We start from the raw sequence: 25,613 nt of genomic DNA on the forward strand, positions 1-25,613 counted from the left end.
AAGAACCCCAGAAGCATCCTCTGCGGTTCTTATCTTACGAAGCTATGCTGGATTCAATGCATACATTCCTTGCGCTATGGTCGACTGTTTTTGAATAAACCCGATGGAAATTCGGTTAAATTCTTCTGGCTGATCGACATTGACGACATGACCACAGTCAGCGACTAGACTCAACTGTGCAAATTGTCTTTTTTTCACACGCATCTGGACGAACGGCAAAAACATATGGTCTTCGTCACCCATAATGAACAAGGTAGGGATGGGAGGCTCTTTATCAAAGAGGGTTCCTAGGAAGCCATTAATGCCTTTTGTCAGCTTAAACCACCTCTTGAATTCTTTTTGACAAAGCTTTTTGGCTTCGCGGATAAACAAGGAGCGCGATTCTTTATGACGCTTGCTCGGCATGATCACCCATGCAAACAGTCGATACAGCCACATGTACGGGATGAAATGCTTGACCATATTCCCCAATGTGATCAGTACCTGCGACCGCACGTTCATGTGCGTCACTGCTCCTGCCAAAACCATAGAGCGCATTCTCTCCGGGGCCTGCTCCGAAATAATCTGCACGATGATCGTTCCCAAGGAAATCCCCACAAAATGGGTGGAAGTGATTTTTAAATGATCCAAAACCTCAATGATATCTCTGCTGACATCATCAAAGGTATATGTTTTGAACAGCTTGCCTGGGATGTTCTTAGATTTTCCGTGACCACGCATATCTACTAGAAGAACATTGAAATTCTCTTTGTATGCCTTCAGTTGTTTATACCAAATCGATGAGCTGCCCCCTGCCCCATGGACAAAAGTCACCCATTCGCAATCTTCACCACGTATGTATGTCTTATAATGGATCACTAATATCCCCCCACCAGTATTATATAGGAGGGATGTCCCAGGTGAAAGGATTACCATAAAATTGAAATTTTTGTGTACATAGAGTCAGCTCGGTTCACTTCAATTTCTCTACCAAAAACCAAACGACATTGGAAATGAGTAAAGACTGACCAATTCCAAAACTGAGCCCTGTGAAAAAGCGCAGCTTGTTATTGCTTGTCCGCCACTTCCATTGTTGGGTATAGCCATCAATGAGCATTGGCATTAACAGGAATCCAATCAAATAGTAAGAGGTCACGATATGCATCCCTACAAAAACAGGTGCCAGCAGGTATCCAGCTAGGATCGAAACACATCTGGCACAGAGCGGCATTTTTTTACCCACTATATAAAAGGAACGATCTGGGCGCCGATGACATGGTATCCACTGCAAATTGATCTTCATCCACTCCCTCAATGTGAGCAATCTGGCTTGCAATCGCAATCGGGTGTATTGCAATCTGGAACCGGACAATCAATGGGAAGATAGTTGCAATCCGGCGAACAATTTTTACGCTTTTTCCGGTTTGTTGAATAATAGAGGATCATGCTAATCAATACAAGCAGACCAAGTATAATCAAGACTGCTCCTGTTACATAATCCCCTTGATACAGAAATACGCCTCCCGCTATCCATGCGATCATGCAAAGCGTTAATCCAACAAAAAACAGATACATCCTCTCCCTTCATTTCTTTCTACGTCAAAGAGTATCTGCAGTTTCACTGGGCTGTATGATCGCAAGCAAAATCATCTGCCTGGCAGGCTTGTCATTGCGTCGAAATATTTATAACGCTTTGTACATGTATATTTGAGCCGATAAACCGGGAACGGAACAGGAGCTTTTTCTCTTCTATTTGAATCTCTGTTCTCCACTTGTACATATTCCAGTTCCATGTCAAACAGGCGTAAGAAGCTCTCCGCTACCCTCCGAGTAGAAACAACAGAGGCGGGATCGGGAATCTCCTTGTTTTTGCGGGCATCGTGCTTGTAAAAACCCGTTACCTGGCCTGTCCAAGGATTGACTTTTACTGTGTAGACTCTATTTGTGAGTACGATTCCTTGTCGGCGCTCATAGAAGTAATAGGTATTTCCGGTACCACGTAAAAAACACAGTTCGTAATAGTGAAGCTCGGTAATTCCCCGCTCGATGTATTTCTCCAAAAACCTCTTTGCAATTTGCAACGCATCGTGCTCCGAAAGCCGTGGCGCTATATATTCTATTTTTTGGTTAACCGTAAAGGCAAGCAGCTCGTTAGTCGTTCGATTGAGTGTAACCCATACAACATCAGGATCGTAAACAGTTTCAGCCTCCTCATCTTCTGGTAATGGCCAGAAATAATGGATAGTAGAAGGCCAACCAGGTTCCCGCGCTTCGGCAACGAATCTGAAATATCCGCTCATTGGATTGAAAGTTTCCCCATCCTCATTCGGAGTCACAAGTGTTTCTCTTTTCATCCCTGGATGAGTCAAATCTATTTGAAAATGTTCCTTTACCCACACCTCAATCTCCTGCAAGTTTGCGAAAACAAGAGGTTCCCCTTGGGCTATGATTGGGATGACCTCTGAGTGTTTTTCTACAAGCCGTCTTCCCCCTATGACCGTCTTTGCTATTTGTCCTGTCTTTGCATGAATGACAACATAGTCCAGCGCTGCCTCATCAGGGATATACTTGAGCTTCCCTTCTTCCTGTTCATCGTATATGAGCATCATGTTTTTCTCCAATAAAGCAACGTACGCTTGTTTCGCCTCCTTCTTTGTTATCACTTCTGGCTTGGGAGGCTTATGTTTGCGATCAAAATCGTGAAATCCGCAGTACTGTATGTCTACCAAATTTCCTGACTCGTCTAAAGCTATTCTCAAAAACACATCTGAATGCGGAATTCCATGAAAAAAATAACGATAATATAGTTCCCATTGCTTTCTCTCGCTACACTCTCTCAATTTTGCTACATGGTCTCTTACCATTTCGTTCAGATGATCTCCGTATAATTTTTCCGCTACTCCTATGGCCCGCTCCGTCGCTGACTCGGCATCGATTGGTTCGCCAGAAGGTAACCATTCTCGATCTTTTTTATCCAAGTCGAAATCCGTCACATAACCAGTTTCTTTGTCTATCTCCAGTTCTGTATGGTTATGACCTACTCTGATCTCCCAAGTTCTCCAGTTATCGCGCGTTTTGATTCGCTGCTGAGACAATTCAAGCATACCGGGAAACATCGCAAAACGTCTCTCCATCGTCTCCCGAACTGCTTCTGTCGGATATGTAATCATCGCTTTCCCTCCCGAACGAAAAAACCGTCAATGCAGACACTGACGGCTTTCTCTATTTAAACACTAGATCTTAATCATCATCACCATCATCCAGGTCATCATCGTCGGTGTCGATGTTGCTCGAGTCATCACTTGAAGATGAATCCGCCGGAGCACTGCCATTTTTATCAGCCGGTATCAGATCATCATCGTCATCATCATCGGTAGAGCTGTTGTCGATGGTGGTCGTCGAAAGTACTTTTCCAGTAATGGCATGTATGCGTACATCTACCGTTTTGGAGTCTTTTATTGTGATCACCCGATAGACTGCTCCACTCTTTGTCTCGATTAAATCAACATCATCGATCTTGCCGCCGCTTGTTCTTTCCGTCGCAATCTGTTTCGCTTGCTGTTCGGTAATTTTGGTCTGTGGCTGCGCTGGCGGATTCGAGCTTTGATTCGGCTTAGGCTGCTGCTGTGTTGGGGTTTGGGTTGTAGCTGGCTGTTGTTTTCCTGGCGCAACAGTCCCCACCATCCCCGTACCTGCTGGCTTGGTCGCGTTGCCCGAAGCATCCTTCCCGCCGTTATTCGGTTGCGGCGTTGTACTGGCTGTCGGATTCGAACCCGGCTGCGTTGGATTCGTCGCCGTTTCATTTGCCTTCGGCTGCGCAGTGGCTGCGACCAAGGAGAGCTCCTTCAAATCAATAATTTCGCCCGTATGTGCATTCACCATCACACTATACGTTCCGCGCTCATTGAGGAGTTGGAGATTGTAAATGCTGTTTTTTCCTACATCCGTCATGGAAATCGATTCAATCTTCCCCGGGTAGCGGGCCGTCACGATCTGTTTGACTTCCTCCGCAGACAATGACTGCAAATCCATGCTCGCGAAGATCCGTTGCATGCCAAATGCCGTAGTGACCAGCAGAAAACTCGCCAGCAGCCCTATTTTCCATTTTTTATTCATGCGTACCTCCTGCTATTTCTTAGCCTGCCCCGGCAGAAAAACGGTCACGAGCGTCCATTTCCCTTCTTCGCTATCCAGTGCAATATCGCCTTGATGGGCATCAACGATCTGTTTGGCAATGGAAAGACCGAGTCCTACGCCCCCTGTTTCGCGGCTGCGGGCTTTGTCTACACGGAAGAAGCGATCAAAAACATGCTGCAAATCTTCCTTGGGAATCCCCATTCCGTAATCCTTTACCGAGAAATAAGGACGGTCCCCTTGAAGCCCCACCCCAACCTCGATTTCATTGGAGCTGTATTTCATCGCATTGTCGAGTAAAACGACGAGCACTTGTTTTAGTTTTTGTTCATCGGCTATGACGAGAACCGATTCGTGGTTTGCGCCCAGTTGAAAGGATCTGCCATACGCATTGGTCAATTGAGCAATGGTCGTTTGGCACATCGGAATCAAGTCGATTTCTTTGACATCCAGATTCCATTCGGCGCTGTTGTTTGCGAGAAGGAGCATTTGATTGGTCATATCCTTCATACGCACGGCTTCTGAATAGATTGCTTCCACCGACTCTGTCAGAACCTCCGGCTTTTTCGTCCCCCAGCGCTTCAATAGCTTCGCATAGCTTTCTACTACGGTCAGCGGCGTTTTCAATTCATGGGAAGCATCTGAGACGAACTGCTGCTGCTTCTCGAAGTTTTGCTGCAATAAATCCATCATCTTGTTAAAGGTACTTCCTAACGCATGCAATTCATCTTTGGATGTGTGCTCAAGCGGTATTTTCTTAAAAATACTGCGCGCTTGAATGTCTTCCATCGTTTGAATCATCGAGTTGACTGGTCGCAAAATCAGATTGCTCAACATGCGCCCTGCAAAAAAAGCAGGAATTAGCACGAACAGCGAAGCAAACAACAGAACGTTTTGCAGCAGGCTCAAATTTTCTTGCAAGCCCGCAATGCTTTCCATGACTTCTAACGTGACAATTTTTCCATTCGTCCAAATGATCGGGACCTTGACGTAGGCGTATTTCGCTCCGTTAACATCGAAGACACCGTCACTCGCTTTTCGATCAAAGATGGGCTTCGGTGCCGGGATTGGCTGCGTGCTGTCTACTTCCTGCGTGACGATGGCCCGCGATTGCTGATCGATAATCCGGATCATCCCGTTCGACGGCAAATACGGCTGCAAGAGCGTGGCCGGGTCGAAACTTTCTACACCGATCTGATTGAGTCCACTCTGGATGTGCAGGACTTCTCGTTGCAGACGATCCAGCTCTCCGTCTGTTGTCACTTTGTAGAACATGAAGTAAATGAAGCTGTTGACCATGAGCAACAAAAGCAAGAGTGCGACCGTGGAGAACAAATGAATTTTATTTTTGATTTTCATAATCTACCCCTTCAGCATATAACCAACGCCTCGAACTGTATGCAAAAGCGGGGTTTCATACCCTTGGTCCACCTTTTTACGCAAGTAACGGATATACACGTCAACGACATTTGTGTCTCCGAAATAATCAAATCCCCATACATGTGTAAGAATCTGTTCACGATTCAGAACTTGGTTTTTATTCTGCATCAGATAAAGCAATAAATCGAATTCACGCGGTGTCAGCTCGATCTGACTGGAGCCTCTCGTCACTTCCCGCGATTTTTCATCCAGACTTAAATCCGATACCTCTACTTTGGAGCTGGCTTCCACTTTCTTTGTCATTTGGGACAAGCGGAGGCAGGAACGGATGCGCGCCAGCAGCTCTTCGATTTCAAAAGGTTTCGTGATGTAGTCGTTCGCGCCTTGATCGAGTCCATTTACTTTGTCTACGACAGCATTTCTGGCCGTCAACAAAATGACTGGCGTCGCGGAGTCCTTTACCCGAATCCGACGAAGCACTTCTATACCTGACAAGCCTGGCAGCAGTACATCGAGCAAAATCAAGTTCCATCCGCCTTGATTGTATTGTTCCAGCGCCTCGAGCCCTGTTTTGGCGATCTCGCTTTCGTATCCTTCGTATTCCAGCTCTAATTGAATCACACGAGCAATCTTCTCTTCATCTTCCACAATTAATATTCGCTCCGACATGTAATCCTCCTAAACCTTGCATCCATTATCCAGATGAGTTTAGCAAATATTGGCTGTGGATCAAAGAGTAATCCGTACGAAAGATATAATTTTTTACTTATATTGATAAACCCACCCACTGCCAGTACGCGTAATAAAAGACAACCATCAGGATCGCGTGGGCCACACCAGCATACAAGCTCAACCGCAGCAAATCCTTAGGCAAAAAGGTCTCCATGCCGCTTTCCTGGAACATGAGCAATGCTTTGGAGCTGACAGGGAAGGTCAGGCAGTAGTTCATGCCGACGATTCCTACGAACAACACGGTCACTTCATTTAAATCGAGGCTACTCGCAAAGTAGAGAAGCGGCGGAACCAGAATGACGGCTCTCGTTGTATGCGATGTAATGTACAGATGGGAGGTCAGTGTCAGCAAAGTAATGACCACAATGATCAACAGCGACGATTCCCCTTCCAACTGCTCGGTAATCGTGAACAGCTTCTTCATGATCCACTCTGCCGCGCCGCTCTCCAACAACGACTTTCCGAGTGCAATGGCTGCCCCTACAAACAAAATCAGGTTCCATGAGACAGACTGAACGCCATCCTTCCACTTCATGACGCCCACATTGGGGAGTGTCAAAAGAAAGGCACCGACGACTGTCGTGGTAGCAATCTCGATTCCGTGAAAACGCTCTGTCAGCCAGAAAATGACCATCGCCCCGATCACAGCAAACGTATATTTTTCGTTGCGGGACAAGGTGAGAGAAAGCTTTTTGCTCGCGAGTGGGCGCTGCATCTCTTCTTTGGTGAGAAACAGAGCCAGCACAATCCGGCATGTAACGATACTGGCTACTACTCCGAACGGCAGTCCCCACAACAGCCACTCTGCGAAGCTAATCCCTTCCCCATTGAACTCCTTCAGCATATCGAGGGCGATAAAATGGGAACCCGCTCCGATCATAGTAGAGCTCGTCGTTACTAAAATAATCGTCGGAATCAGGATCGCCATGGCTTTCGTAATTTGCTTGTTCCCGATTTCTGAGGTCAGCGAGTGGAAAACAGGCAGAAGCACCGCTGCACGCCCAGAAGTAGACGGGATAAAGAATCCGAGAAATTGAACGACGACCGTCAAGAGCCAAAACAAGCTTTTGACATTCTTTGCCTTGCTTACGACCAGATCTGTGAGTTTGCCTGCCAAGCCTGTCACTTGAAGAGCGCCACCGAGAATGAATGAGCCAATCATTAACCAAATAACATCGGAGGCAAGCGAGTCGAACAAAATTTCCTGGTCAGCCGTACCTGTCACGACGAGGAGTAATACGGAGCCAATCGCTACATAGGCGGAGTTCAGCGAGGTGGTCGTCCACAGAATCACGGCGACACAGAAGCAGAACAAGCTCCATTTGGCTTCAAATGTCAGGGATGACGGCAGCATAAGCAGTAATTCCACGAACATAATCAGGACAATCGGAAGGACCCAGGCAGGTCTTTCCTTTGCAACAGTCTGTGCAATCACGATACTTGCTCCTTCTCCATTAAACGATTTGCGAGTTGTAGGCCGACCATGATGGTTCTCATGGAGCTTTCCGAGCAATCGGTCAGCCATTTCTGCGCATGCATGAACGCTTCTTCCAACGTAGACGGCATCGGCAAAATACTCGTGTACGCATCAATTCCGTGCTCATAATTGAGTCGGGCACCTTTCCCAACAGTCCCCACCAACGCCACTACTGGCAGAGCATGCTTCTTCGCTCTCTTTGCCACTTCCACTGGAATTTTTCCTCGCGGTGTTTGAAAATCAATACTGCCTTCCGCCGTAAATACAAGGTCTGTCTCTTGAAGCATCCGATCCAAATCAATGTACTTCATGATGATGTCGTAGCGTGGATACAGATTCGCACCCGTCAGCGCATGCAAACCAGCACCCAAGCCACCTGATGCACCACTGCCCGGCATTTCTCTGACATCGATACCGAAATCCCGCTCGATGATAGCCGCGAATTGTTCGAGTGCTTCCTCCAGCTCAACGACCTGCTCAGGCGTTGCTCCTTTTTGCGGGCCAAACACGCGAGCGACTCCGTTTTCCCCACACAGCTTGTTAAACCAGTTGCAAGCCACATCGATTTGCACCTGCTTAAGTCTTTTGTCCATGCCGGAAACATCGATTTTCGTTACGTTTGCCAACGAGATTCCGCCTTCAATACGGATTTCTCGACCGCTTGCATCCAAAAATTTAGCGCCAAGTGCTTGCGCCATGCCTGCCCCACCATCGGAAGTACCGGAATCGCCGCAGCCTAGCAAAATACGATCTGCCCCCATGTCCAGCGCCGCTTTGATCAATTCACCGACGCCATGTGTCGTCGTTTTGCGCGGGTCACGCAAGCTTCTTGGAACCAGTCGTAGTCCCGCTGCTGCCGCCATCTCGATCACAGCCGTTTGACCTGTCGTCTTTGATCCGAATATCCCAAAATGGGAAGGAACCTTTTCTCCTACGGGGCCCGTTACTTCCATCTCGATAATCGAACCATTCGAAATTTTCACAATCGCTTTTGTAAAGCCTTCTCCCCCGTCTACCATTGGCAGTGTCTGCACTTGGGAGAGCGGGAGTACGCGCAGGATTCCTTCTTTCATGCACTCTGCTGCTTGCTCGGCATCTAAACTTTCCTTAAAGCCCGAAGGCACAACGAGTATACGCATAAAAACAACATCCCTTCTCTTTATTTGAATTTGCTTTCGCATTAGTCTCACTTGAGTAAGACCAATACTAAGCTTCAAAAAAGAGAAGGGAATAATAGGAAGATGAGAAATTGATGAGAGAAAAGCGAGAAGAACGTTACGATTCTAAGCGTTTCGTTTTCTGCGCAGTTGATAATAGGTCACAGCCAATGCGAGCGCCAGTACCGTCCCCTTGATAATATCGTAAGCGTAGTACGGCAGATTGAGCATCGTCATCCCGTTGAGCAGCACCCCGATTAGGATCGCTCCCACAAATGTACCGAATACATTTGGCTTTCCTGCGCCGAAAACGGAGAAGCCTACGAAAGCAGCCGCTACTGCATCCATCAGCATGGAGCCGCCACTACTCACCTGTCCGGTGCCAATCCGCGCTGCCAAGAGCATCCCGCCCAAGCCTGCAAAAAGAGCGGAGAGCACATAAGCCAGGGTACGATAACGATTTACAGGAATCCCCGACAGACGGGCTGCTTCCAAATTACCGCCTGTCATGTACAGCATCCGTCCCTGTCTCGTATAGGTCAGGTACACATGCGTGATCGCGACAAGTAAAAAGGTCAGGATAACCGGAACCGGTACGGAGAGAATTTCTCCTTGGCCCAGCCACAGGAACCATTCCTGAAATTTTCCCGGAGCCTGTGAGCCGTCCTGCATCGGCATGTTTGCGTAGATCGAGTAGCCTTGGGAATACGTCATATGAATGCCATTGACGATGTAGAGCATCGCCAGAGTAGCCAGCAAATCAGGAATGCGAATTTTCACGACCAGGAAAGCGTTGACCAGCCCGACGAGCAAGCTGAGTACAATCGGAACAACCAGTGTCATGAAGACTCCTTGTTCGTACCAAACCATCATCGAAGCAGAAACGACCGTGGTCAATGAAACCGTCGATCCTACAGACAAGTCAAAGCCTCCAACAATCAGCGAGAACGTAACGCCAATCGCGACAAATGTCACAATCGAGATGGAGCGAAGAATGTCCGTCAAGTTGTCGTACGTGAAGAAATACGGGTTGGTCAAACTGAATAACAACATGACAATGACAATAACTGCAACCGTTCCGTATTTATAAACAAAATCAAATAAGCTAAACTTTTTATCTGCCACGTTACTCACCTCCGCTTGCGTAGTACATAATCAGCTCTTGTGTTGCTTCCTCGCGACTCAATTCCTTCACGATCCTGCCCTCGAACATGACGAGAATCCGGTCAGCGATCCCGATAACTTCCTGAAACTCACAGGAGAAATACAGGACACCCTTTTTCTGCTCGGCGAGCTTTCCGATCAGGCGGTAAATATCGCTTTTCGCGCCGATATCCACCCCTTTTGTCGGCTCGTCAAACATAAAGAGGTAAGCGTTTGTGTCCAGCCATTTGCCGATAGCGACTTTTTGCTGGTTTCCGCCGCTGAGAAAACCGACCAACTGCTTGATATCGGCTGTTTTTACACCAAGACGCTGCACGAGCTCTCTTGCGTTAGCCGCTTCTGTCCCTCTTTTGATAAAACCAAGCCAGGACTTCTTTTTCAATGAGGCGACAGACAGGTTGTTCTGCACGGACTCCTCTACGAAAATGCCTTCTTTGCGCCTTTCCTCCGGGACGAGCACGATTCCTGCATCGACGGCGTCCTTTGGCGAGCGCAGTTGGACACGTGTTCCATGCAGTCGAACGGCTCCAGCCTTTGCCTCATCTGCACCGAAGAGCAATCGGGCGAGCTCAGTCTTTCCTGCCCCAACCAGACCGACGACACCCACGATCTCTCCCTCGCGAACCTGCAAGTCGACTCCGTGTACTTTGCCGCCAGCCACTCCTGATACCTCAAAAATCGTTTCGCCAATCGGCACTGCAAGCTTTGGGAACTCCTCGTCAAAGCTTTTACCCAGCATGTTCGCGATCACTTCGTCCATATTGGTCTTCGCCGTGTCTGTGGTCACGACATGCTGTCCATCGCGCATGATGGTGATCCGATCACAGATTTCAAAGATTTCCGGCAGGCGGTGGGAGATATAAATGATTCCGACCCCAGCTTTTTTCAACTGCGCAATGATTTGAAACAGCCGCTCGCTCTCCTTCGTGCTCAACGGCGCTGTCGGTTCATCGAAAATGACGTACTTCGCCTTTTGAACGGTCGCCCGTGCAATCAAAATCAATTGCTTTTCTGATAGCGTACATTCTTCAACGAGCATCCTCACTGGAATAGAGAAGCCGAAGTTTTTTAAAATCTGCTCTGATTCGTTGTACAAGCTCTGCCAGTTGATCAGTCCCTTGGTTTTCGCCTGGACGAGTTGATCGAGTAAAATATTCTCAGCGACGCTTAAATACGGGATCAAGGCGGTGTCCACTTCCTGATATACACATTGAATGCCCTGTGCTTTGGCGTCCTGCGGCGAATTGATCGTCACGACCTGTCCATCGATGGTGATCGTACCGCCATCTGCCTGATACGCTCCCGTGAGGATTTTCATCAGGGTACTCTTTCCCGCGCCATTGGCACCGAGGAGAGCGTGAACCTCTCCTGCGCGCACCTCGAAATCGACGGATCGCAGAGCAGGAACCCCGGAAAACTGCTTCGCCATCCCTTTCATCTGCAATGTGGACATTTTTCACACCTCCTGTTTACCTGCGTATTCCAACCTCTATAAGGAAAAATCCCGTTGACGGATACAGCTCAACGGGAAAAGCCAATTTGGTTCTTACTTGCCCCACTCTTTTACGTATTGGGACAGGTCGCCCATCGTTACTTTTTTATCCTTCGGCAGGTCTGCCTGTTTCACCAGCACTGGATTCAGCTTCACGTTATCTGGTACTTGCTCGCCTTTGATTTTTTGGAACACGGTTTGTGCATGAATGCGTCCGATATTGGATGGGTCTACCGCTGCCGTCGCTGTCCACGGAGAGTTTTCCGCCTGGATCATTTGCAGATCTTCATCGCTCAAATCGATGGAGTATACTTTGATTTCCGTACGGCCTGCTTGCTGAATGGCACGTGTCGCCCCTTTGGCAAATTCATCCCACGCCGCCCATACTGCTGTGATGTCGCCTTTGTTCGGATACTTTTTCAAGATCGCTTCCATCTGCGTTTGTGTATCGAGTGCCGTATTGTTGGTAGCAGAACCGAATGCCGCAATCTCTTTTATGTCCGGGTATTTCTTCTGGAAAGCTTCATACGTGACTTGGCGTTTTTCCATCGGCGCAAAGCCAGCTACCCAAATTTTTACGATGTTGCCTTTGCCGTTTGTATCTGCCGCCAGCTTCTCCAGGCTCAGCTCTGCCAATTTGTTGTCATCCTGCGCCACTACTGGCACGCCTGGAATGTTGATGTCTGTATCAAACAGAACGACCGGGATTTTTCTATCCACGGCTTTTTGCGTGCCCTGCTGCAACGCTTCTGCCGTACCATGGTCGATCAGAATGCCATCAAACTTTTGATTCACAGCCGCATCGAGGTTGGACGCCATTTTTGCCAGATCGGTATCTGCGTTGAATACAGTCAACTCGCCGCCATTTTTCTCCACCTCTGTCTTCACGCCATTAATGTATTGAGCGGAGAACGTCCCTACGTTTTGGCGCATGATCAATGCGATTCTCTTTGCGTTCTCTCCGCCCTGCTGGTTCGTGCTGCCGGTTCCGGTGCTTGTTCCTCCGCCGCATGCCGTCACGAGAACAGACGCAGCCACAACAAGTGAAGTCAGTAATCCCAGTTTCTTTTTCATCACAAATGTTCCCCCTTTTTCTTTTTGATAACAGATGACAAAAGCAAAAAATCCTCTTTCACAGAGAAAGAGGACAAAAATCGACAAGATTCTCGCCTCTTATCTGTCAGGTATTCTACCTGTTGGAGTTAGCACCTTGGCTCGAAAGAACGCATTCTCTCGTGCTAGGTTGCCGGGCTTCATAGGGCCATTCCCTCAGCCTTCTCTTGATAAGAGTAGTTTCTATTTTCAAAACGTTTGTATAAGTATATACAGAATATAATCTGGCAATTACCTATCTGTCAACTAGGTTTACCGAAAGAATTTTCTTGATAAATATTCCAGTTTCTTATGTAACATCAAGAGGGATTTTGTTGTGTCTTGTCGAATTATCGTAGATTGATACAAGCCTAGCAAATATTTGCGATGGGGATGCTACATGAGTCTATTAAAAGAAGTCATTCTTCAATGGTTTTTCGCCATTATCCCGTTTGTGTTTTTCAACATCTATTACCGTGACAAAATGAGGAACTACAGCCGTTCCTTTATTGTCATCACCAGCTCAGCCTGCATGTTTCTCGCGATGACCTTCGCCCCGAGCGTCACGAATGGCATGTTTTTTGATATCCGACACATCATCATTCTTTTCGGACTGGTTTATGGCGGAATCGAGATTGCCTTGCTCCTTCTGATTGAAGCCTTGGTTTATCGGTACTACCTAGGTGGCGAAGGAACATGGGTTGCCATGCTGATCCTTACAGTCAATTTTGTCTTGTCACTCTTTTTGTATCGACACTATAAAGCCAGTTATCGGAAAACACTGTATCTTTTTATGACGAGTGCGATTTTTTCAACGGTTGCTTTAGGGACTACTTATTACTTTTTTCCCACGTATGTAACTCAACACCTCGTTTACTACACCATAGTGATTCCTATTCAAAACTTTTTCGGCCTCTGGTTATTAATGTCGCTTTTCAGCAAATGCGTTTCGGATAAGGAGCTGTTTATTCGCCACGCGCAAAATGAAAAAATCCAGACGATGAGCCATGTTGCTGCATCGCTTGCACACGAGGTTCGCAATCCGCTGACAGCTGTCAAAGGCTTCTTGAAATTAATACAGGAACGTCCGGAAAATTTGGTAAAAGTCGATCAATACATTCGCATCAGTCTCGACGAAATCCAACGGACAGAAGCCATTTTGACCGAGTACCTTGCGATTTCCAAGCCACTCAAGGAACGGCATGAGATCATTAATGTGAGCGAGCATCTCCATGCCATCCGCGAAGTGATGCTCCCCTTTGCCAATATGCATAACGTGGAGCTTACGCTGCAAGACTTTGAGAGACCTGTAACGATCAAGGCCAATCCAGACGAGTTCAAGCAAGTGTTGGTGAATTTCATCAAAAATGCCATCGAGGCGTGCTCGGATATTTCGGACGGAAAAGTCTCCTTGGACTTGCTCATCGAGCGAAACAAAGCCGTTTTGGTCATCAAGGATAACGGTATCGGTATGGATGCAGGACAGATCAGCCGCCTCGGAACGATTTACTTTTCTACGAAGACAACTGGGACCGGTCTTGGATTGACGTATTCCTATCATGTCATTCATGCGATTGGCGGAACGGTCAATGTATCAAGCAAACCACGAGTAGGAACCAAGTTCACCATTATGCTCCCGTATAAGGCACAGTAACTTCATGCAGGTTTTGCAGAGGAACTGTGCCTTTTTCCATTCGATAGCTAATGATGCAACGGAGGTACTTGTGGTTCTTTTTCGTTTTTTAAGGTGTACAGCAGTTTATTTTTGCGATTGATCGTTGCGAGAAAGACTTGTTCGGACGCGATCCCCTTTTTCTTCAATTCGTGCACAAGCCATTGCTCATCGCGGTTCCGGTATGACAGCACATCCGGATAAATTTTGCCTTCCACAATGACAGGCAGCGACATTCCCGCAGAAGATGTCTGTATGTTTATATCCTGTTTCGTTACGACCTGCTGCTCTACTTTTTTAAGCACTGTCAATCGACCGTTCGCCTCGATAATAGCCAAATCAATCTCTGCCAGATCGAAAATGTCTTTCTCGCGAAGCATATGGAGAACATTATCGAGCGAGTAGCGGATTTTTTTCATGCTTTTGACGTGAAAATTCCCGTTGGAGAAAATGACGGTCGGTTCAAATGTCACCATTCTGCCAAACCAGCGAAAGACAATGGACAACTGCGATACGACCCGTTGCAGGACACCCAACGTCAAAACTGCTACTGCAATCGAAATATGCCGGACATCTGGCTCTGCAATGTCAGCCCCTGCCACTGATCCCAAAGTAATAATGATGATAAAGTCAAAAACAGGCAGCTCCCCAATCGAACGCTTGCCCATGAACAAGGTGACCAGCAGTAATAAAGGAATAATTGTACATACGCGCCCGATGACCATCATGCTTTCTCCGAATCCTTCCACATTTTCCCCTCCCCTCACGCTTTACTATGCAATTTCTGGGAAGGCATTATGCAAAACAAAACACCAGGAGTCTCCCCCTGGTGTGTCTTTTTTAGTATGGCAGCCATTCTCCCGTACTGGCATCTACATCCCCGTTGCTTTTCAATATCTCTGCCGAATAGACCAAGACCGGTTGCTCTTGAATCCTATTGTTTTCAAGCGGGAATACATAGCGAGGACTGAGCGGATTTTGTTGGAGATAAACCCGTGCCGCCGCTTCCGCTGAAATCACCTTGGACGCATCTGGAAAGGTCTCCTGCTTAAGCGGGAATGTCAAATTGACCCCGATAATTTCTCCTGTTTGCCCGTCAAGCGTGATTTTGTAATACTGATCCGGCACCATTACGCCGTTTACTTCTCGGACAAAGTTCAATTCAACCTGTCTGCCCATCACATACATTTGCTCCTGCATCCGAACAGTATTCACCTGTGAATCCAAATACGGCTCCAAAAACAAGATCGCTCGCTCCTGTAATTCTGCGACGGTACGTGTCGGATCACCTTCTCGCAGCTCAGGATAAGATATCTTGAACGCTGTTGCACGATTGTTCACGGTGGTCAGCTGCATGAATCGCTCTTCTTTTTTGGCCTGGTATTCCCGTTCGTTGTCTCCCATCATGTACTCGGGCACGTTACTCCCGGTAAATGTGAAGCCCTCCACTTTCTGACCGAAGAACTCCATAGCAGCCGCAGCCTCTTTTGCCGATGCAACCATTGTCTTCTTGCCTCCTGGCTTGACGGCAATACTGTCGCTAAACGACTCCCCGCGCCACAAAGTCGTTTTCACTTCCTTGCCAGTACGAGCGTCGAGATACCCGGAGAAGTTTTCCCTGTAGCGAAGAACGTAGTCCACGTCCTTCTTCCCAACTCTCTGGTACGTCAGTTGCATGACTTCTGCAAGTCCGCCCTCCGTTTTCTTCGGTAAAGACCGCTCAGCTATGGAAGGAAACTGCCCAATGTCCAGGTTCATTCCCGTTGAATCCCCTGAATTGATATAGCGAATATGCCCGACATCGCTCAAGCCGATCACATAGTTATCTCCTTCTACCTGCACGTCATTCACGTAACGTTGCAATCGGACGGCTTCATGCGAAACGGTATCTGCTCCCTCTTGCCCATCTAATGGTTCAATCCGATACTGTTCTAACTTTTTGCCCAGGAACGGTTCCATAAATGCCTTCGCCTGTTGCTCTGTTCTCTCCTTAGAAGGCGCTCCTTCGACTTTCTCTTGCTCTGGAATCTTTTCCAGGTCGAGTCCGAGTAAGACCCCACTTTTGGTGTCCAACTTCACTCTGGCATATAGAGACACTTCTGTTCGTTCTTTGTTGCTGAACGTGCGAAAATCTATGTCGTACACCTCTCGAGGAGCTTTCGTTACGTAGACCTTCTTTTCCGCTTCCCGAAAAGGAGGATATTTCTCGTACAGCTTTTCCAGCGTTCTAATCGCCGCTTGGCTTAGCTCGCTTTCTGGTATTTCTGTCGATGAGAAGGAGCGCGGTACCAAATGGGCTTGCGATTCAAAATGAGATTGCGTGAATAACTCCGGGGTTACACCCATCATCCATACTGCTGCTGCCATCGTTGCAGCGGAAACCGTCCATGTCACCAGCTTGAGGACGATTCGTTTTTGGCGATTCGTTTTTGCCCGCGCCCGTTGCACCAGCTTTGCTTCCAACGCTTCGACGAATTCACTACTCGGCTCCGCATCCTTTGACCGGGGGAGAGCCGCGAAGAATTGCTCGTCATTTGGAGTATTCATTAGCCATCCCTCCTATCCAGTCGACATGCAAAACTTTTTTGAGTTCTTTTGTGGCCCGGTGAAAATCTACGCGGACCTTGGTTTCGCTTGTTCCGAGGATTTCTGCCGTTTCCCGAATACTGTAGGCCTTGATGCCACGCAAAATCAGTACATTCCGATGATGTGGCTTCATTTTCTGCATCGCCTGCTCAATTTCCATCTGTTCTTCCTTGGAAGCCAGCTCCGCTTCCGGCCTTCCCAGAAGAGAAGGCAGCCCTTTTAACAATTCCACGCCAAAAAGCGTTTGCACCCGCCTCTTCCGGTAATCATCGATGGCGACATGCTTGGCAATATGCAAAATCCATGTCTTCACACTGGAACGCTCTTCATATCTGGCCAAAGCGTCCAAGACCCGGATAAACACTTCCTGCGTCAAATCCTCCGCATGCTCGCGCTTCCCCGTAAAGTAGTAGAGATATTGATAGACATCGCGGTAGTGCTCGCGATAAATCGCTTTGATCCGCGCTTCGTAATCAATGGTGTCCTGCACTGGAATTCCTCTCCCTGCTCCCTACTTGATGGATTGACCCGTTACCGCATCAATCCTTCCGTTTCTTTCTTTTTGTTCATAGACAAGGACAGGTGTTGCCTGGTATCGTCCGTTAGCAGAAGGAAATACGTAGCTCAGTGTAAGCGGATTAGCTTTCAACAATGCTTGTACGGCTTGCTCGGGGCCTACGACATTGGAGGCATCATCATAGGGTAAATTACCAGTAGCTACAGGAAAGCTGGCGGATACAACATCTCCCGTATGCATGTCCACTTTCACCAAATAGGTCTGGCCCCCTACCATAATCCCTTGGTGTACAGGGAAAAAGAGAAACGTTTGCTGGCCTACTTCTCTGTTAATCATTTGTGGTACCAGCTCCGTTACTTCTGCGTCTACAAACGGTTGCAGAAACGCCACTGCTTTTTCCTCGGCAGCTGCCTCTGTAAGCACCTTCTGCTTTGTTGAGTTTTCATATACATGGAAGTACACAATCCGATCATTCATTGTCCTCACCGAGAACTTTTTGTTGCCAACCATGGCATCATACTCCTTTTCCCCTTCGACAACTGGCGCACCTTTGGTCATTTTAAACACAATTCCTTCAGGCAACGGAATAAAAGTAGAGAGTGCGGTGGCTATCTCCTCATTTGTCTTGGCGAAGACCCGCTGGTTTCCAGGCGTTACCATGATTGGTTTCCCGTACTTATTTTTCGTGGTCCATCCGGACTCTACCTCGGCTCCTGATCGTGCATCCAGATATCCAGAGAAATTCGGGCTATAAACAGGGCGAAAGCCAGCGTTTATGTCTCTTGCTTTTTGCTCATAGCTGAGTTGGAGCATGTCTTCTAATTGTTTGCTGATTTCGTCTGGCTTCTTAACCCCTGACGGAGCGCCGAATTTACTTGCGTCCATCTGCAATCCTGTCGTGTCTCCTGCGTTTATATAGTCTAGCTCGCCTGCTCCATTGATCGCTACTACGTAAAAATCATCTTTTACCGGAATCTGATTCTCGACACGGACAAAGCGCACGTTTGCTACGGCCTCTGCACCCTCACCATCGACTGTGAACTCATCCATTTGGTATTGCTGGATGGCGTCACCGATGAATTCCTTTAGAATAATCGGCGCTTTTTCTTTTCCCATTGTTTCCATAGGACGTGCAGTCGGTTTCTTTCTAGGAATATCCCGTGCAGAGAAAGATAGCAGCGTACCGTTGTTTGCATCGATTTTGGCGTCCGCATACAGCGATACCTTCGTCCGTTCCTTGTTGCTGAAGATCCGGAATTGGATGTGGAAGACATCTCGCATCTGATTGTTACGTGAAATAGTTTTTTCCGCATTTTTTAATTCCGGGTAGTGTTTGCTCAGCCTGTCTACGGTTTTTTGAACGACTTTGCTCAATTGGGATTGCGTCGATTTGGCTGCCGCGGCTTGTACAGTTACTTGTGGTTGCGAAACCCACAATGGGCTCGAGAAGAGCAAAGCAGCAGCTCCTACTGTGATCATCAGCTTTTTGGTTGCGTATGGTTTCATTTTGAATTTCCTCCTGGCTTCCTCTTTTTTTACGTTCTTAGCCCAATAGTCGGAAGTAAAAGGGAAATGTTACAAGCAAATCAAAATAAAAAAAGGCCAGTCAAGCCTTTGACAGGCCGCCTAGCCGTTGCGAGGTTTTGTGAGCGACATCCTTTACCCGTTCAATCAAATACTGGAGCCGTTCTTCCTTCAAATCATACGTGACAATTCCAATGCTTAATGCCCCGATTACTTTTTGGGTGTAATCAATCACAGGTGCAGCGACGGACGCCGTATTTTCCGTCCGCTCCGCAAAACTGACCGCATGACCGGCTGCTCTGATCTCCTGGAGCTTCTCCATAAAAGCAGGCACCTGCTCTTCACCCACGAGCTGCACTACGGTTTGTCTGGCTTCTTCCACAGGCATGTGGGCCAGCACGACTTTATTAGCCGCACCGATATGCATCGGAATCCGCAAGCCCAACTGGTCGTAGATGCGGATATTGTGCTGACTGTCTACGCGATCGACGACAATAGATTCGAGACCGCTAGGCTGACTGAAATAAACACTTTCGTTCACTTCTCTGGCAAGCTCCTCGATCATCGGCTTGATCACTTTGCGATAATCGATCCGATCGAGCACCCGCAAGCCGAACTCCATCCATTTAATCCCCAACGTATATTGCTTGGTCGCAGCATCCTGCTCTACCAGTCCATGCTTCATCAACGTGTACAACAGTCGATAGATGGTGCTGACCGGGAGCTGGCATTCCTTCGCTAAATCATTGATCGTCCACCATTTTCTATGTTCATCCGACGAAAGTACCGTTGCAATCGCCATCGCTCGATCAAACGATTGAATCACGGTCATCCCCCCTTTTCTATCTATCTTCTCATATGAAACTATGTTAAACCATTTGCTCCAATTTTGTGAATCGCAAAAAAACTCCAGGAAGGAATCACAGATTGACAGTCAGAAATCAGAATGTGTAAACTAATGGTGAACATTTCGAAATATGAATAATATTCTGCAATGTGGAAAAAGGGAGGCAACTATGTTCCAAGGCAGCCAATCCATGGTCAAAAAGATGAAAACCGTCATCATCAAGCATCCCCATCAAGCATTTATCAGCCAAGAACATCTCGATCAATCGTGGAAAACCTTCAATTATACAGACCGACCTGACTGGGACCGCGCTCTGCATGAATACGCCAAATTCGAGTCGATTTTGCGCGAGCATGTAGAAAACGTCTTGCACTTGCCACAATCCGATAAAACCGGACTGGATTCCATTTACGCCCACGACCCGGTGAAATTTACTTCCAAAGGGGCAATCATCCTCAAATCTGGCAAGGAGCTTCGTCAGGGAGAAGCAGAAATATACAAGAGCTTTTTAGAAGAAAACAATATCCCGATTCTGGGACAGCTCACAGGCGATGCCTTGTCAGATGGCGGCGATCTCGTCTGGCTGGATGAAAAAACGCTCGCGATCGGACTTGGCTTCCGCACGAACGAAGCGGCAATCGCTCAAATTACGGAAATGGTCAAGGATTTCACGGATGAAATCATCGTTGTACAGCTCCCGTATGATCGCGGTCCTGCGGAATGTCTGCATCTGATGTCGATTATCAGCATGGTCGATCATGATTTGGCAGTCGTCTACTCCAAGCTGATGCCTGTATTTTTCCGCCAACTGCTCATCGACAGAGGCATACAGTTAATCGAGGTACCGGATCATGAGTACGATAATCTCGGTAGCAATGTTCTCGCCCTCGCGCCGCGTATGTGCATGGTCGTGGCAGGCAACCCGATTACCAAGCAACGCCTTCTCGACGCAGGTGCGACTATATACGAGTATGAGGGCGAGGAGATTTCTTACAAGGGAACTGGTGGGCCTACTTGCCTGACAAGCCCGGTGGAAAGAATCTAGCCGTTAGATAAACGCGATACACCATCAAGAATGAACTGTACCTCCATTGTTAGATACCATGAACAATTGGCGGTGCAGTTTTTCTATGACCAAAAAGTTTCCTTAAGCAAAAACTTTGTTGCCCAGGAAAGAATCTTACCTTAAACTAAAATCATGAAGATATTGACTACGTGTACTTTTTTTTACCTTCATTTTTGCCCTAAGCCAACAGTTTGTCCTTAACGAAAAAGGAGAGTGAACATCATGCCATCTATCAGCATTCCTTTGTCTGATGCCTTGATTGGTAGCCACATCTGTCTGGATCGTATTGACGTTCAGGGTATACTGCGCAGGCGATTGCTGGACCTCGGCTTCGTCCCCGGCAACATCGTGGAAGTCATGCAAAAAAGTCCGCTAGGCGATCCCATTGCCTTTCGGGTTAATAACACGATCATCGCCCTGCGCAAAGAAGAAAGCTCCCTCATATTCGGAGAGTACGTGGGGAGTGAAGAAAAGTGACTTCTTACACGATTGCCTTGGCAGGAAATCCGAATACCGGTAAGAGTACATTATTCAACACATTAACGGGACTTCGCCAACATACGGGAAACTGGGCAGGAAAGACAGTCGTAATGGCTGAGGGAGAATTCACTCGGGGAAATACGACTTTTCGAATCATCGATTTGCCAGGTACGTATTCCTTGTATTCCAACTCGGCGGATGAAGAAGTGGCGAGAGATTACATTATCTTCGAGCAGCCTGACGTCACCATTGTGGTACTGGATGCGACTTCATTGGAACGGAATCTCAATTTGGCCTTGCAGGTGTTGGAAATGACCCCCCGCGTCGTCGTATGCGTCAATTTGATCGATGAGGCGAAAAGGCTGGGCATTCGTATTGATCTGGAAAAAATCTCGCAAAGCTTAGGCGTTCCCTGTATCGCCATCTCCGCCAGAAATCATATCGGGATCGAGAATTTGCTCGATCAGGTGGAGAAAGTAGCAAACGGAACCATCGTGCCCAATCCTGTACAGATAACCTACAGTGAACAGATTGAATCCAAGCTGGCGCAGTTGGAGCCGCAAATCGAGAAAACCTTGGGCAGCCGTTTTCCGACAAGATGGATCGCTCTGCGGTTGTTGGATGGAGATGAAAGTTTGTTGCGCACATTGAGAGAACGCATGCAAGATCCGGCTACAACGGCAAGAAAGGAGCCTTTGACCCATGGCCGAACCGTTTGCCACTAATCCGTCTGATTCCCTTGATGCACTTCTTTCCGCGGCCCAAAACTCAGTGGAAGGAAGTGCCATTCGAGACACGATTGTGAGTGACATTTACCGCACCAGTCGCAGTATTTGTAAGGAAGCTGTGACATACGAAGACAAGCAAAAGCTTTCTCGTGCATATAGGCTGGATAAAATTGTGACGTCAAAAATATGGGGCTACCCCATCATGCTGGCGATTTTAGGCGCAGTATTCTGGATCACGATCGCAGGTGCCAATGTTCCATCCGGAATGCTCGCCGATATGTTCGGTGTAGTCGAGGGTTATCTAACTGCTGGCTTTCAAGCTGTACACGCACCTGATTGGCTGCACGGGATTCTGGTTCTCGGATTCTTTCGCGGTACCTCATGGGTTGTCAGCGTCATGCTGCCTCCGATGGCTATCTTTTTCCCAGTCTTTGCCCTGCTCGAGAACTTCGGATATCTGCCGCGTGTGGCATTCAACATGGATCGTCTGTTTAAAAACGCCGGCGGACATGGAAAACAGGCATTGACCATGTCGATGGGGTTTGGCTGTAACGCAGCAGCCATCCTTTCCACCCGGATCATCGAATCACCCCGGGAGCGAATGCTGGCGATTCTGACCAATAATTTCGTCCCGTGCAATGGTCGCTGGCCCACATTGATTTTATTGTCTTCGCTATTTATGGCGACCAGCGCGACAAGTGGATGGCAATCTCTGACTACTGCTCTCATCGTAATGGGTATGGTAATTTTCGGAATCATTATCACTCTTACGGTTTCCTGGACACTATCCAAAACAGCCTTGCGCGGGGTACCGACACACTATACGCTGGAGCTGCCTCCTTACCGTCGTCCGCAGATTTGGAAAACGATCCTGATCGCAAGTAAAGATAAATCGTGGAGCGTGCTGAAAAGGGCCGTCATTGTGGCCGCCCCCGCTGGTATTATCACTTGGATATTAGGCAATATCTATGTCGGTGGGGACAGCATCCTCGCCCATATGGCTGCCTTTTTTGATCCGTTTGCGCAAATCATTGGTCTCGATGGCTATATTCTCATGGCTTTTATTCTCGGTTTGCCTGCTAATGAAATCGTGCTGCCGATCCTTCTGATGGGGTACATGTCCTCCGGTGCCATGGTTGATGTGGAAGGCCTCGACAACATCAAGGATGTCTTCTTGCAGCACGGATGGACTTGGTTGACAGCACTCAATATGATGTTGTTCTCTCTGCTTCATTATCCTTGCGGCACAACCTTGTTCAATATTTACAAGGAAACGAAAAGTGTAAAGTGGACGGTGCTTTCTGCACTCATTCCGCTAGCCATTGCGATCGGAGTAACGTTCTTGACTGCCCAGGTGGCAAGAGCACTCGGTTGGGTGTAAAAAACAGCAAAAAGCCTTTGCACAATACCAGACCTCCTGGTTCGTGCAAAGGCTTTTTCGTTAATCTTCCAGTGGAATCCTATTTATTTTGTAATGGGTATCACGCCATCCAAGGCGAATCTCTCAAACTCCAGTCCACTCATCTCTACTTTGTACGTATCCTGTTTGGGTACCTCGAAGACAATCGAAACGGTCTCCAGGTTATTTGCCACAATAAAATCCTTGTAGGCCTGGCCTTCTACGCGCAAGTTAATTTCTTCCGGTCCCTTGTTTGGAATGACAATAAAAAGCTTGCCTTTGTCGTAATAGACCTTTTCTATGTTCAACTGTTTCTTCTTGCCAAACGGAATGCTTTGCGGATATTTGGCATTCAGATCCAGCACAAAGTGATCCTCTATGCTCTTGAAAGCAGACACCTCATCGAATCGAAGCTCCAGCTTTTCCGGTATGTCTCCAAAGAAAAGAGACGGCATAAACTGCATCGTATACTTGTCACTGCCTCGAACCCGTTCCAGATTCTCATTGATTCGGTCATCCATTGCCGGATATTCCTTTCCATTCCCATCTACCAGCTTCACATTCTCCAAGCGATGCAATTCGAACCCATCCTGCAAAGCAGCTTCCAGTTCCGCTTCCATCACAGTCGGAGAAGCTACAATCTGGTTTACTTTCAGACTCGTCAACAAGCTGTCTGTTTCTAGCACAGCATCTGCTTCTGCGTCCGATTGGATGACTTTCTCTGCTACAGTGACGGACTTTGGCAGGGGCAGCAACAGTTCAGCTACCACTTCATCTGGTCCATTCTTGCGCATATCTACAATTTGCACAGGCAGGACGGGCTTCGTCTGATTCATGATCTCCCGCATTTTTTTCTCGTCAATTCGGTAATTCGGTTTGAAGATAAGATAATGCACACCATCGATTAATTGAAAATCCTTTTGAGCACCGCCTATTTCTTTCAGCTCCCCCAAATCTACACGAAGACTCCCATAGAGCATATCGCTTCTTTTCGATTCGTCCGGAATCCGTGCAATCTCCTCCATCTTTTCACCGGAAATTAACAGCGTAAACGTAATCCGTCTGTGATCCACCATGGCATCCCTGATCTGATAAACAAAACCGTCCTTCTCCAATTTCACCTCGGGCAAAATCGGATAGCCGTTCTTTAAAGCATGCATGAAACCTTCATCTGGTGTGATCCATTCAAATACTTCCTGGCCTCGCTCTGCACCAGTCAGTCCCCACAAACTTTCATCAAAGGGCTGAACAATCTGGAAGCAAAAAGTAGCAGCAGCAGCCAAACCGGCTGCCCAAGAGGTTACCTGCCAGCGACGGCGACGCTTCTCACGCTGAATTTTTGTGAGTACTTCCTGCTCGAATTTTTCCAAATGAAACGGATATTTTTCACGAACGGTTTGCTTTGCTGATTGACTCCATTCCCTCCACATGCGATCGTCGCTCATCCTTTTACCTCCTTCGACATGATCTCCTTCAATTGCTTCCTGGCGCGATGCAAACGTGTACGGACGACCTCCTGCGAAACCCCGAGAATGTCCGCCACATCCGCAATCGACAGGTCTTCATAATAGTGCAGGAGAATAACCTGCCTGTACTTCGGTGCGAGGGATTGAATGTACGTGACGACCTCTTCCCGCTTCACCCGGTTTAAAATCTCTTCCTCAACCTGATTGTTTGCCTGCCGATCCATCAAGTCGCCCAGATGATCATCCATCGTCGGAAAAATGTTGCGGAACGACCACGACCGAAAATGCTTTTTGCTTTCATTCATCGCGATCTTGTAGAGCCAATGCTTGATCTGTCCGTCCCCGCGAAACTGATCGAGATGCCGATACGCTTTGATAAACACGTTTTGGGTTATATCGTCCGCCAAGGCATGATTCTTTACCGTGAGACTCACCAGATGAAAAATCTTCTCCCCGTATTGCTGCATCAGCCATTTCAGTCTGGCTTCCCGTGTTACCTCCAGACTCGCTGGCATTGTTTCTGCTTCGTTCAACCCGTTCACCTCATCCGTTGATTGCTTGCTATTAGGTATGATCCATCCCACGGCAAAAAGGTGACAGAAAATGCAAAAAGAAACCGCTGTGGTTACCACAACGGCTACTTCGCTGTTTGTTCTTCGCGCAATGCTTCGGCTCCACTGATGAAAACGTTGTCGCTCGGATGCCGTAATGGAGGCCATCA

Annotated in this window: 24 protein-coding genes and 1 riboswitch; of the genes, 5 read left to right on the forward strand and 19 right to left on the reverse strand. The window is 47.7% G+C overall.

The genetic code is table 11. The features are described 5' to 3' along the window. Positions 1 to 42: 42 nt before the first annotated feature. The 12 genes from AB432_RS26375 to AB432_RS26430 form a co-directional block, all read right to left on the reverse strand. Positions 43 to 858, reverse strand: a complete 816-nt coding sequence (locus AB432_RS26375) for an alpha/beta fold hydrolase (RefSeq protein ID WP_113732288.1) — start codon at positions 856 to 858, stop codon at positions 43 to 45. Positions 859 to 952: 94 nt separating this feature from the next. Continuing rightward, positions 953 to 1,282: a DUF2085 domain-containing protein gene (locus tag AB432_RS26380; protein WP_048034824.1), complete on the reverse strand. Its 330-nt coding sequence runs from the start codon at positions 1,280 to 1,282 to the stop codon at positions 953 to 955. Between the two features lie 8 nt (positions 1,283 to 1,290). Continuing rightward, a complete protein-coding gene (locus AB432_RS26385; RefSeq protein WP_235617557.1) occupies positions 1,291 to 1,521 on the reverse strand; it encodes a hypothetical protein in 231 nt (76 codons plus the stop codon). Positions 1,522 to 1,625: 104 nt separating this feature from the next. After that, complete coding sequence (locus AB432_RS26390) at positions 1,626 to 3,149, reverse strand: YcdB/YcdC domain-containing protein (RefSeq protein ID WP_048034825.1); 1,524 nt, start codon at positions 3,147 to 3,149, stop codon at positions 1,626 to 1,628. A gap of 70 nt (positions 3,150 to 3,219) precedes the next feature. Further along, positions 3,220 to 4,095, reverse strand: a complete 876-nt coding sequence (locus tag AB432_RS26395) for a PepSY domain-containing protein (protein ID WP_048034826.1) — start codon at positions 4,093 to 4,095, stop codon at positions 3,220 to 3,222. Between the two features lie 12 nt (positions 4,096 to 4,107). Next, entirely contained in the window at positions 4,108 to 5,472 is a 1,365-nt protein-coding gene (locus AB432_RS26400) for a HAMP domain-containing sensor histidine kinase (protein WP_048034827.1), read from the reverse strand. 3 nt (positions 5,473 to 5,475) lie between these two features. Beyond that, a complete protein-coding gene (locus tag AB432_RS26405) occupies positions 5,476 to 6,162 on the reverse strand; it encodes a response regulator transcription factor (RefSeq protein WP_048034828.1) in 687 nt (228 codons plus the stop codon). Positions 6,163 to 6,259: 97 nt separating this feature from the next. Next, the gene (locus tag AB432_RS26410) at positions 6,260 to 7,600 is read right to left on the reverse strand and encodes an SLC13 family permease (protein ID WP_327378100.1); all 1,341 of its coding nucleotides are present in this window, start codon (positions 7,598 to 7,600) and stop codon (positions 6,260 to 6,262) included. A 56-nt stretch (positions 7,601 to 7,656) separates the two neighbouring features. Then, positions 7,657 to 8,841: a glycerate kinase family protein gene (locus AB432_RS26415; protein ID WP_048034830.1), complete on the reverse strand. Its 1,185-nt coding sequence runs from the start codon at positions 8,839 to 8,841 to the stop codon at positions 7,657 to 7,659. A gap of 144 nt (positions 8,842 to 8,985) precedes the next feature. Further along, the gene (locus tag AB432_RS26420; protein WP_048034831.1) at positions 8,986 to 9,984 is read right to left on the reverse strand and encodes an ABC transporter permease; all 999 of its coding nucleotides are present in this window, start codon (positions 9,982 to 9,984) and stop codon (positions 8,986 to 8,988) included. Position 9,985: 1 nt separating this feature from the next. Next, positions 9,986 to 11,476: a sugar ABC transporter ATP-binding protein gene (locus AB432_RS26425; RefSeq protein WP_048034832.1), complete on the reverse strand. Its 1,491-nt coding sequence runs from the start codon at positions 11,474 to 11,476 to the stop codon at positions 9,986 to 9,988. Between the two features lie 93 nt (positions 11,477 to 11,569). Further along, positions 11,570 to 12,589, reverse strand: coding sequence for a sugar ABC transporter substrate-binding protein (locus tag AB432_RS26430; protein ID WP_048035970.1), 1,020 nt, complete (start codon positions 12,587 to 12,589; stop codon positions 11,570 to 11,572). A 96-nt stretch (positions 12,590 to 12,685) separates the two neighbouring features. Continuing rightward, positions 12,686 to 12,805: riboswitch (SAM riboswitch) on the reverse strand. A gap of 202 nt (positions 12,806 to 13,007) precedes the next feature. On the opposite strand from AB432_RS26430, the gene AB432_RS26435 reads away from it, so the two are divergent. Beyond that, positions 13,008 to 14,261: an ATP-binding protein gene (locus AB432_RS26435; protein ID WP_048034833.1), complete on the forward strand. Its 1,254-nt coding sequence runs from the start codon at positions 13,008 to 13,010 to the stop codon at positions 14,259 to 14,261. 47 nt (positions 14,262 to 14,308) lie between these two features. On the opposite strand, the gene AB432_RS26440 is transcribed toward AB432_RS26435, so the two are convergent. The 5 genes from AB432_RS26440 to AB432_RS26460 all read right to left on the reverse strand — a co-directional run bounded on the left by AB432_RS26440 (position 14,309) and on the right by AB432_RS26460 (position 19,732). Further along, positions 14,309 to 15,028: a DUF421 domain-containing protein gene (locus AB432_RS26440; RefSeq protein WP_048034834.1), complete on the reverse strand. Its 720-nt coding sequence runs from the start codon at positions 15,026 to 15,028 to the stop codon at positions 14,309 to 14,311. A gap of 91 nt (positions 15,029 to 15,119) precedes the next feature. Next, on the reverse strand, positions 15,120 to 16,826 hold the full coding sequence (locus AB432_RS26445; protein WP_048034835.1) for a hypothetical protein: 1,707 nt from the start codon (positions 16,824 to 16,826) through the stop codon (positions 15,120 to 15,122). Beyond that, positions 16,810 to 17,355, reverse strand: a complete 546-nt coding sequence (locus tag AB432_RS26450; RefSeq protein WP_048034836.1) for an RNA polymerase sigma factor — start codon at positions 17,353 to 17,355, stop codon at positions 16,810 to 16,812. The genes AB432_RS26445 and AB432_RS26450 overlap by 17 nt, the downstream gene beginning before the upstream one ends. Before the next feature lie 21 nt (positions 17,356 to 17,376). Continuing rightward, positions 17,377 to 18,888, reverse strand: coding sequence for a hypothetical protein (locus AB432_RS26455; protein ID WP_048034837.1), 1,512 nt, complete (start codon positions 18,886 to 18,888; stop codon positions 17,377 to 17,379). A 100-nt stretch (positions 18,889 to 18,988) separates the two neighbouring features. After that, positions 18,989 to 19,732 carry an IclR family transcriptional regulator gene (locus AB432_RS26460; RefSeq protein WP_048034838.1) on the reverse strand — a complete coding sequence of 248 codons (744 nt, stop codon included), beginning with the start codon at positions 19,730 to 19,732 and terminating at the stop codon, positions 18,989 to 18,991. A 190-nt stretch (positions 19,733 to 19,922) separates the two neighbouring features. On the opposite strand from AB432_RS26460, the gene AB432_RS26465 reads away from it, so the two are divergent. From AB432_RS26465 to AB432_RS26480, 4 genes are all read left to right on the forward strand, one after another. Further along, positions 19,923 to 20,798: a dimethylarginine dimethylaminohydrolase family protein gene (locus tag AB432_RS26465; protein ID WP_048034839.1), complete on the forward strand. Its 876-nt coding sequence runs from the start codon at positions 19,923 to 19,925 to the stop codon at positions 20,796 to 20,798. 243 nt (positions 20,799 to 21,041) lie between these two features. Continuing rightward, entirely contained in the window at positions 21,042 to 21,296 is a 255-nt protein-coding gene (locus AB432_RS26470) for a FeoA family protein (RefSeq protein ID WP_048034840.1), read from the forward strand. Next, a complete protein-coding gene (locus AB432_RS26475; RefSeq protein ID WP_048034841.1) occupies positions 21,293 to 22,024 on the forward strand; it encodes a FeoB small GTPase domain-containing protein in 732 nt (243 codons plus the stop codon). Before AB432_RS26470 ends, AB432_RS26475 begins: the two co-directional genes overlap by 4 nt. Beyond that, positions 22,002 to 23,408, forward strand: coding sequence for a nucleoside recognition domain-containing protein (locus AB432_RS26480; protein ID WP_048034842.1), 1,407 nt, complete (start codon positions 22,002 to 22,004; stop codon positions 23,406 to 23,408). Before AB432_RS26475 ends, AB432_RS26480 begins: the two co-directional genes overlap by 23 nt. A gap of 83 nt (positions 23,409 to 23,491) precedes the next feature. Here the strand turns inward: AB432_RS26480 and AB432_RS26485 are convergent, their stop codons facing one another. Together AB432_RS26485 and AB432_RS26490 are read right to left on the reverse strand one after the other, a co-directional pair. Continuing rightward, positions 23,492 to 24,871, reverse strand: a complete 1,380-nt coding sequence (locus AB432_RS26485) for a hypothetical protein (protein ID WP_048034843.1) — start codon at positions 24,869 to 24,871, stop codon at positions 23,492 to 23,494. Then, positions 24,868 to 25,611, reverse strand: coding sequence for a sigma-70 family RNA polymerase sigma factor (locus tag AB432_RS26490; RefSeq protein WP_235617559.1), 744 nt, complete (start codon positions 25,609 to 25,611; stop codon positions 24,868 to 24,870). The genes AB432_RS26485 and AB432_RS26490 overlap by 4 nt, the downstream gene beginning before the upstream one ends. Between the last annotated feature and the right edge of the window lie 2 nt (positions 25,612 to 25,613).

Source organism: Brevibacillus brevis (assembly GCF_001039275.2).
Lineage (GTDB): Bacteria > Bacillota > Bacilli > Brevibacillales > Brevibacillaceae > Brevibacillus > Brevibacillus brevis_C.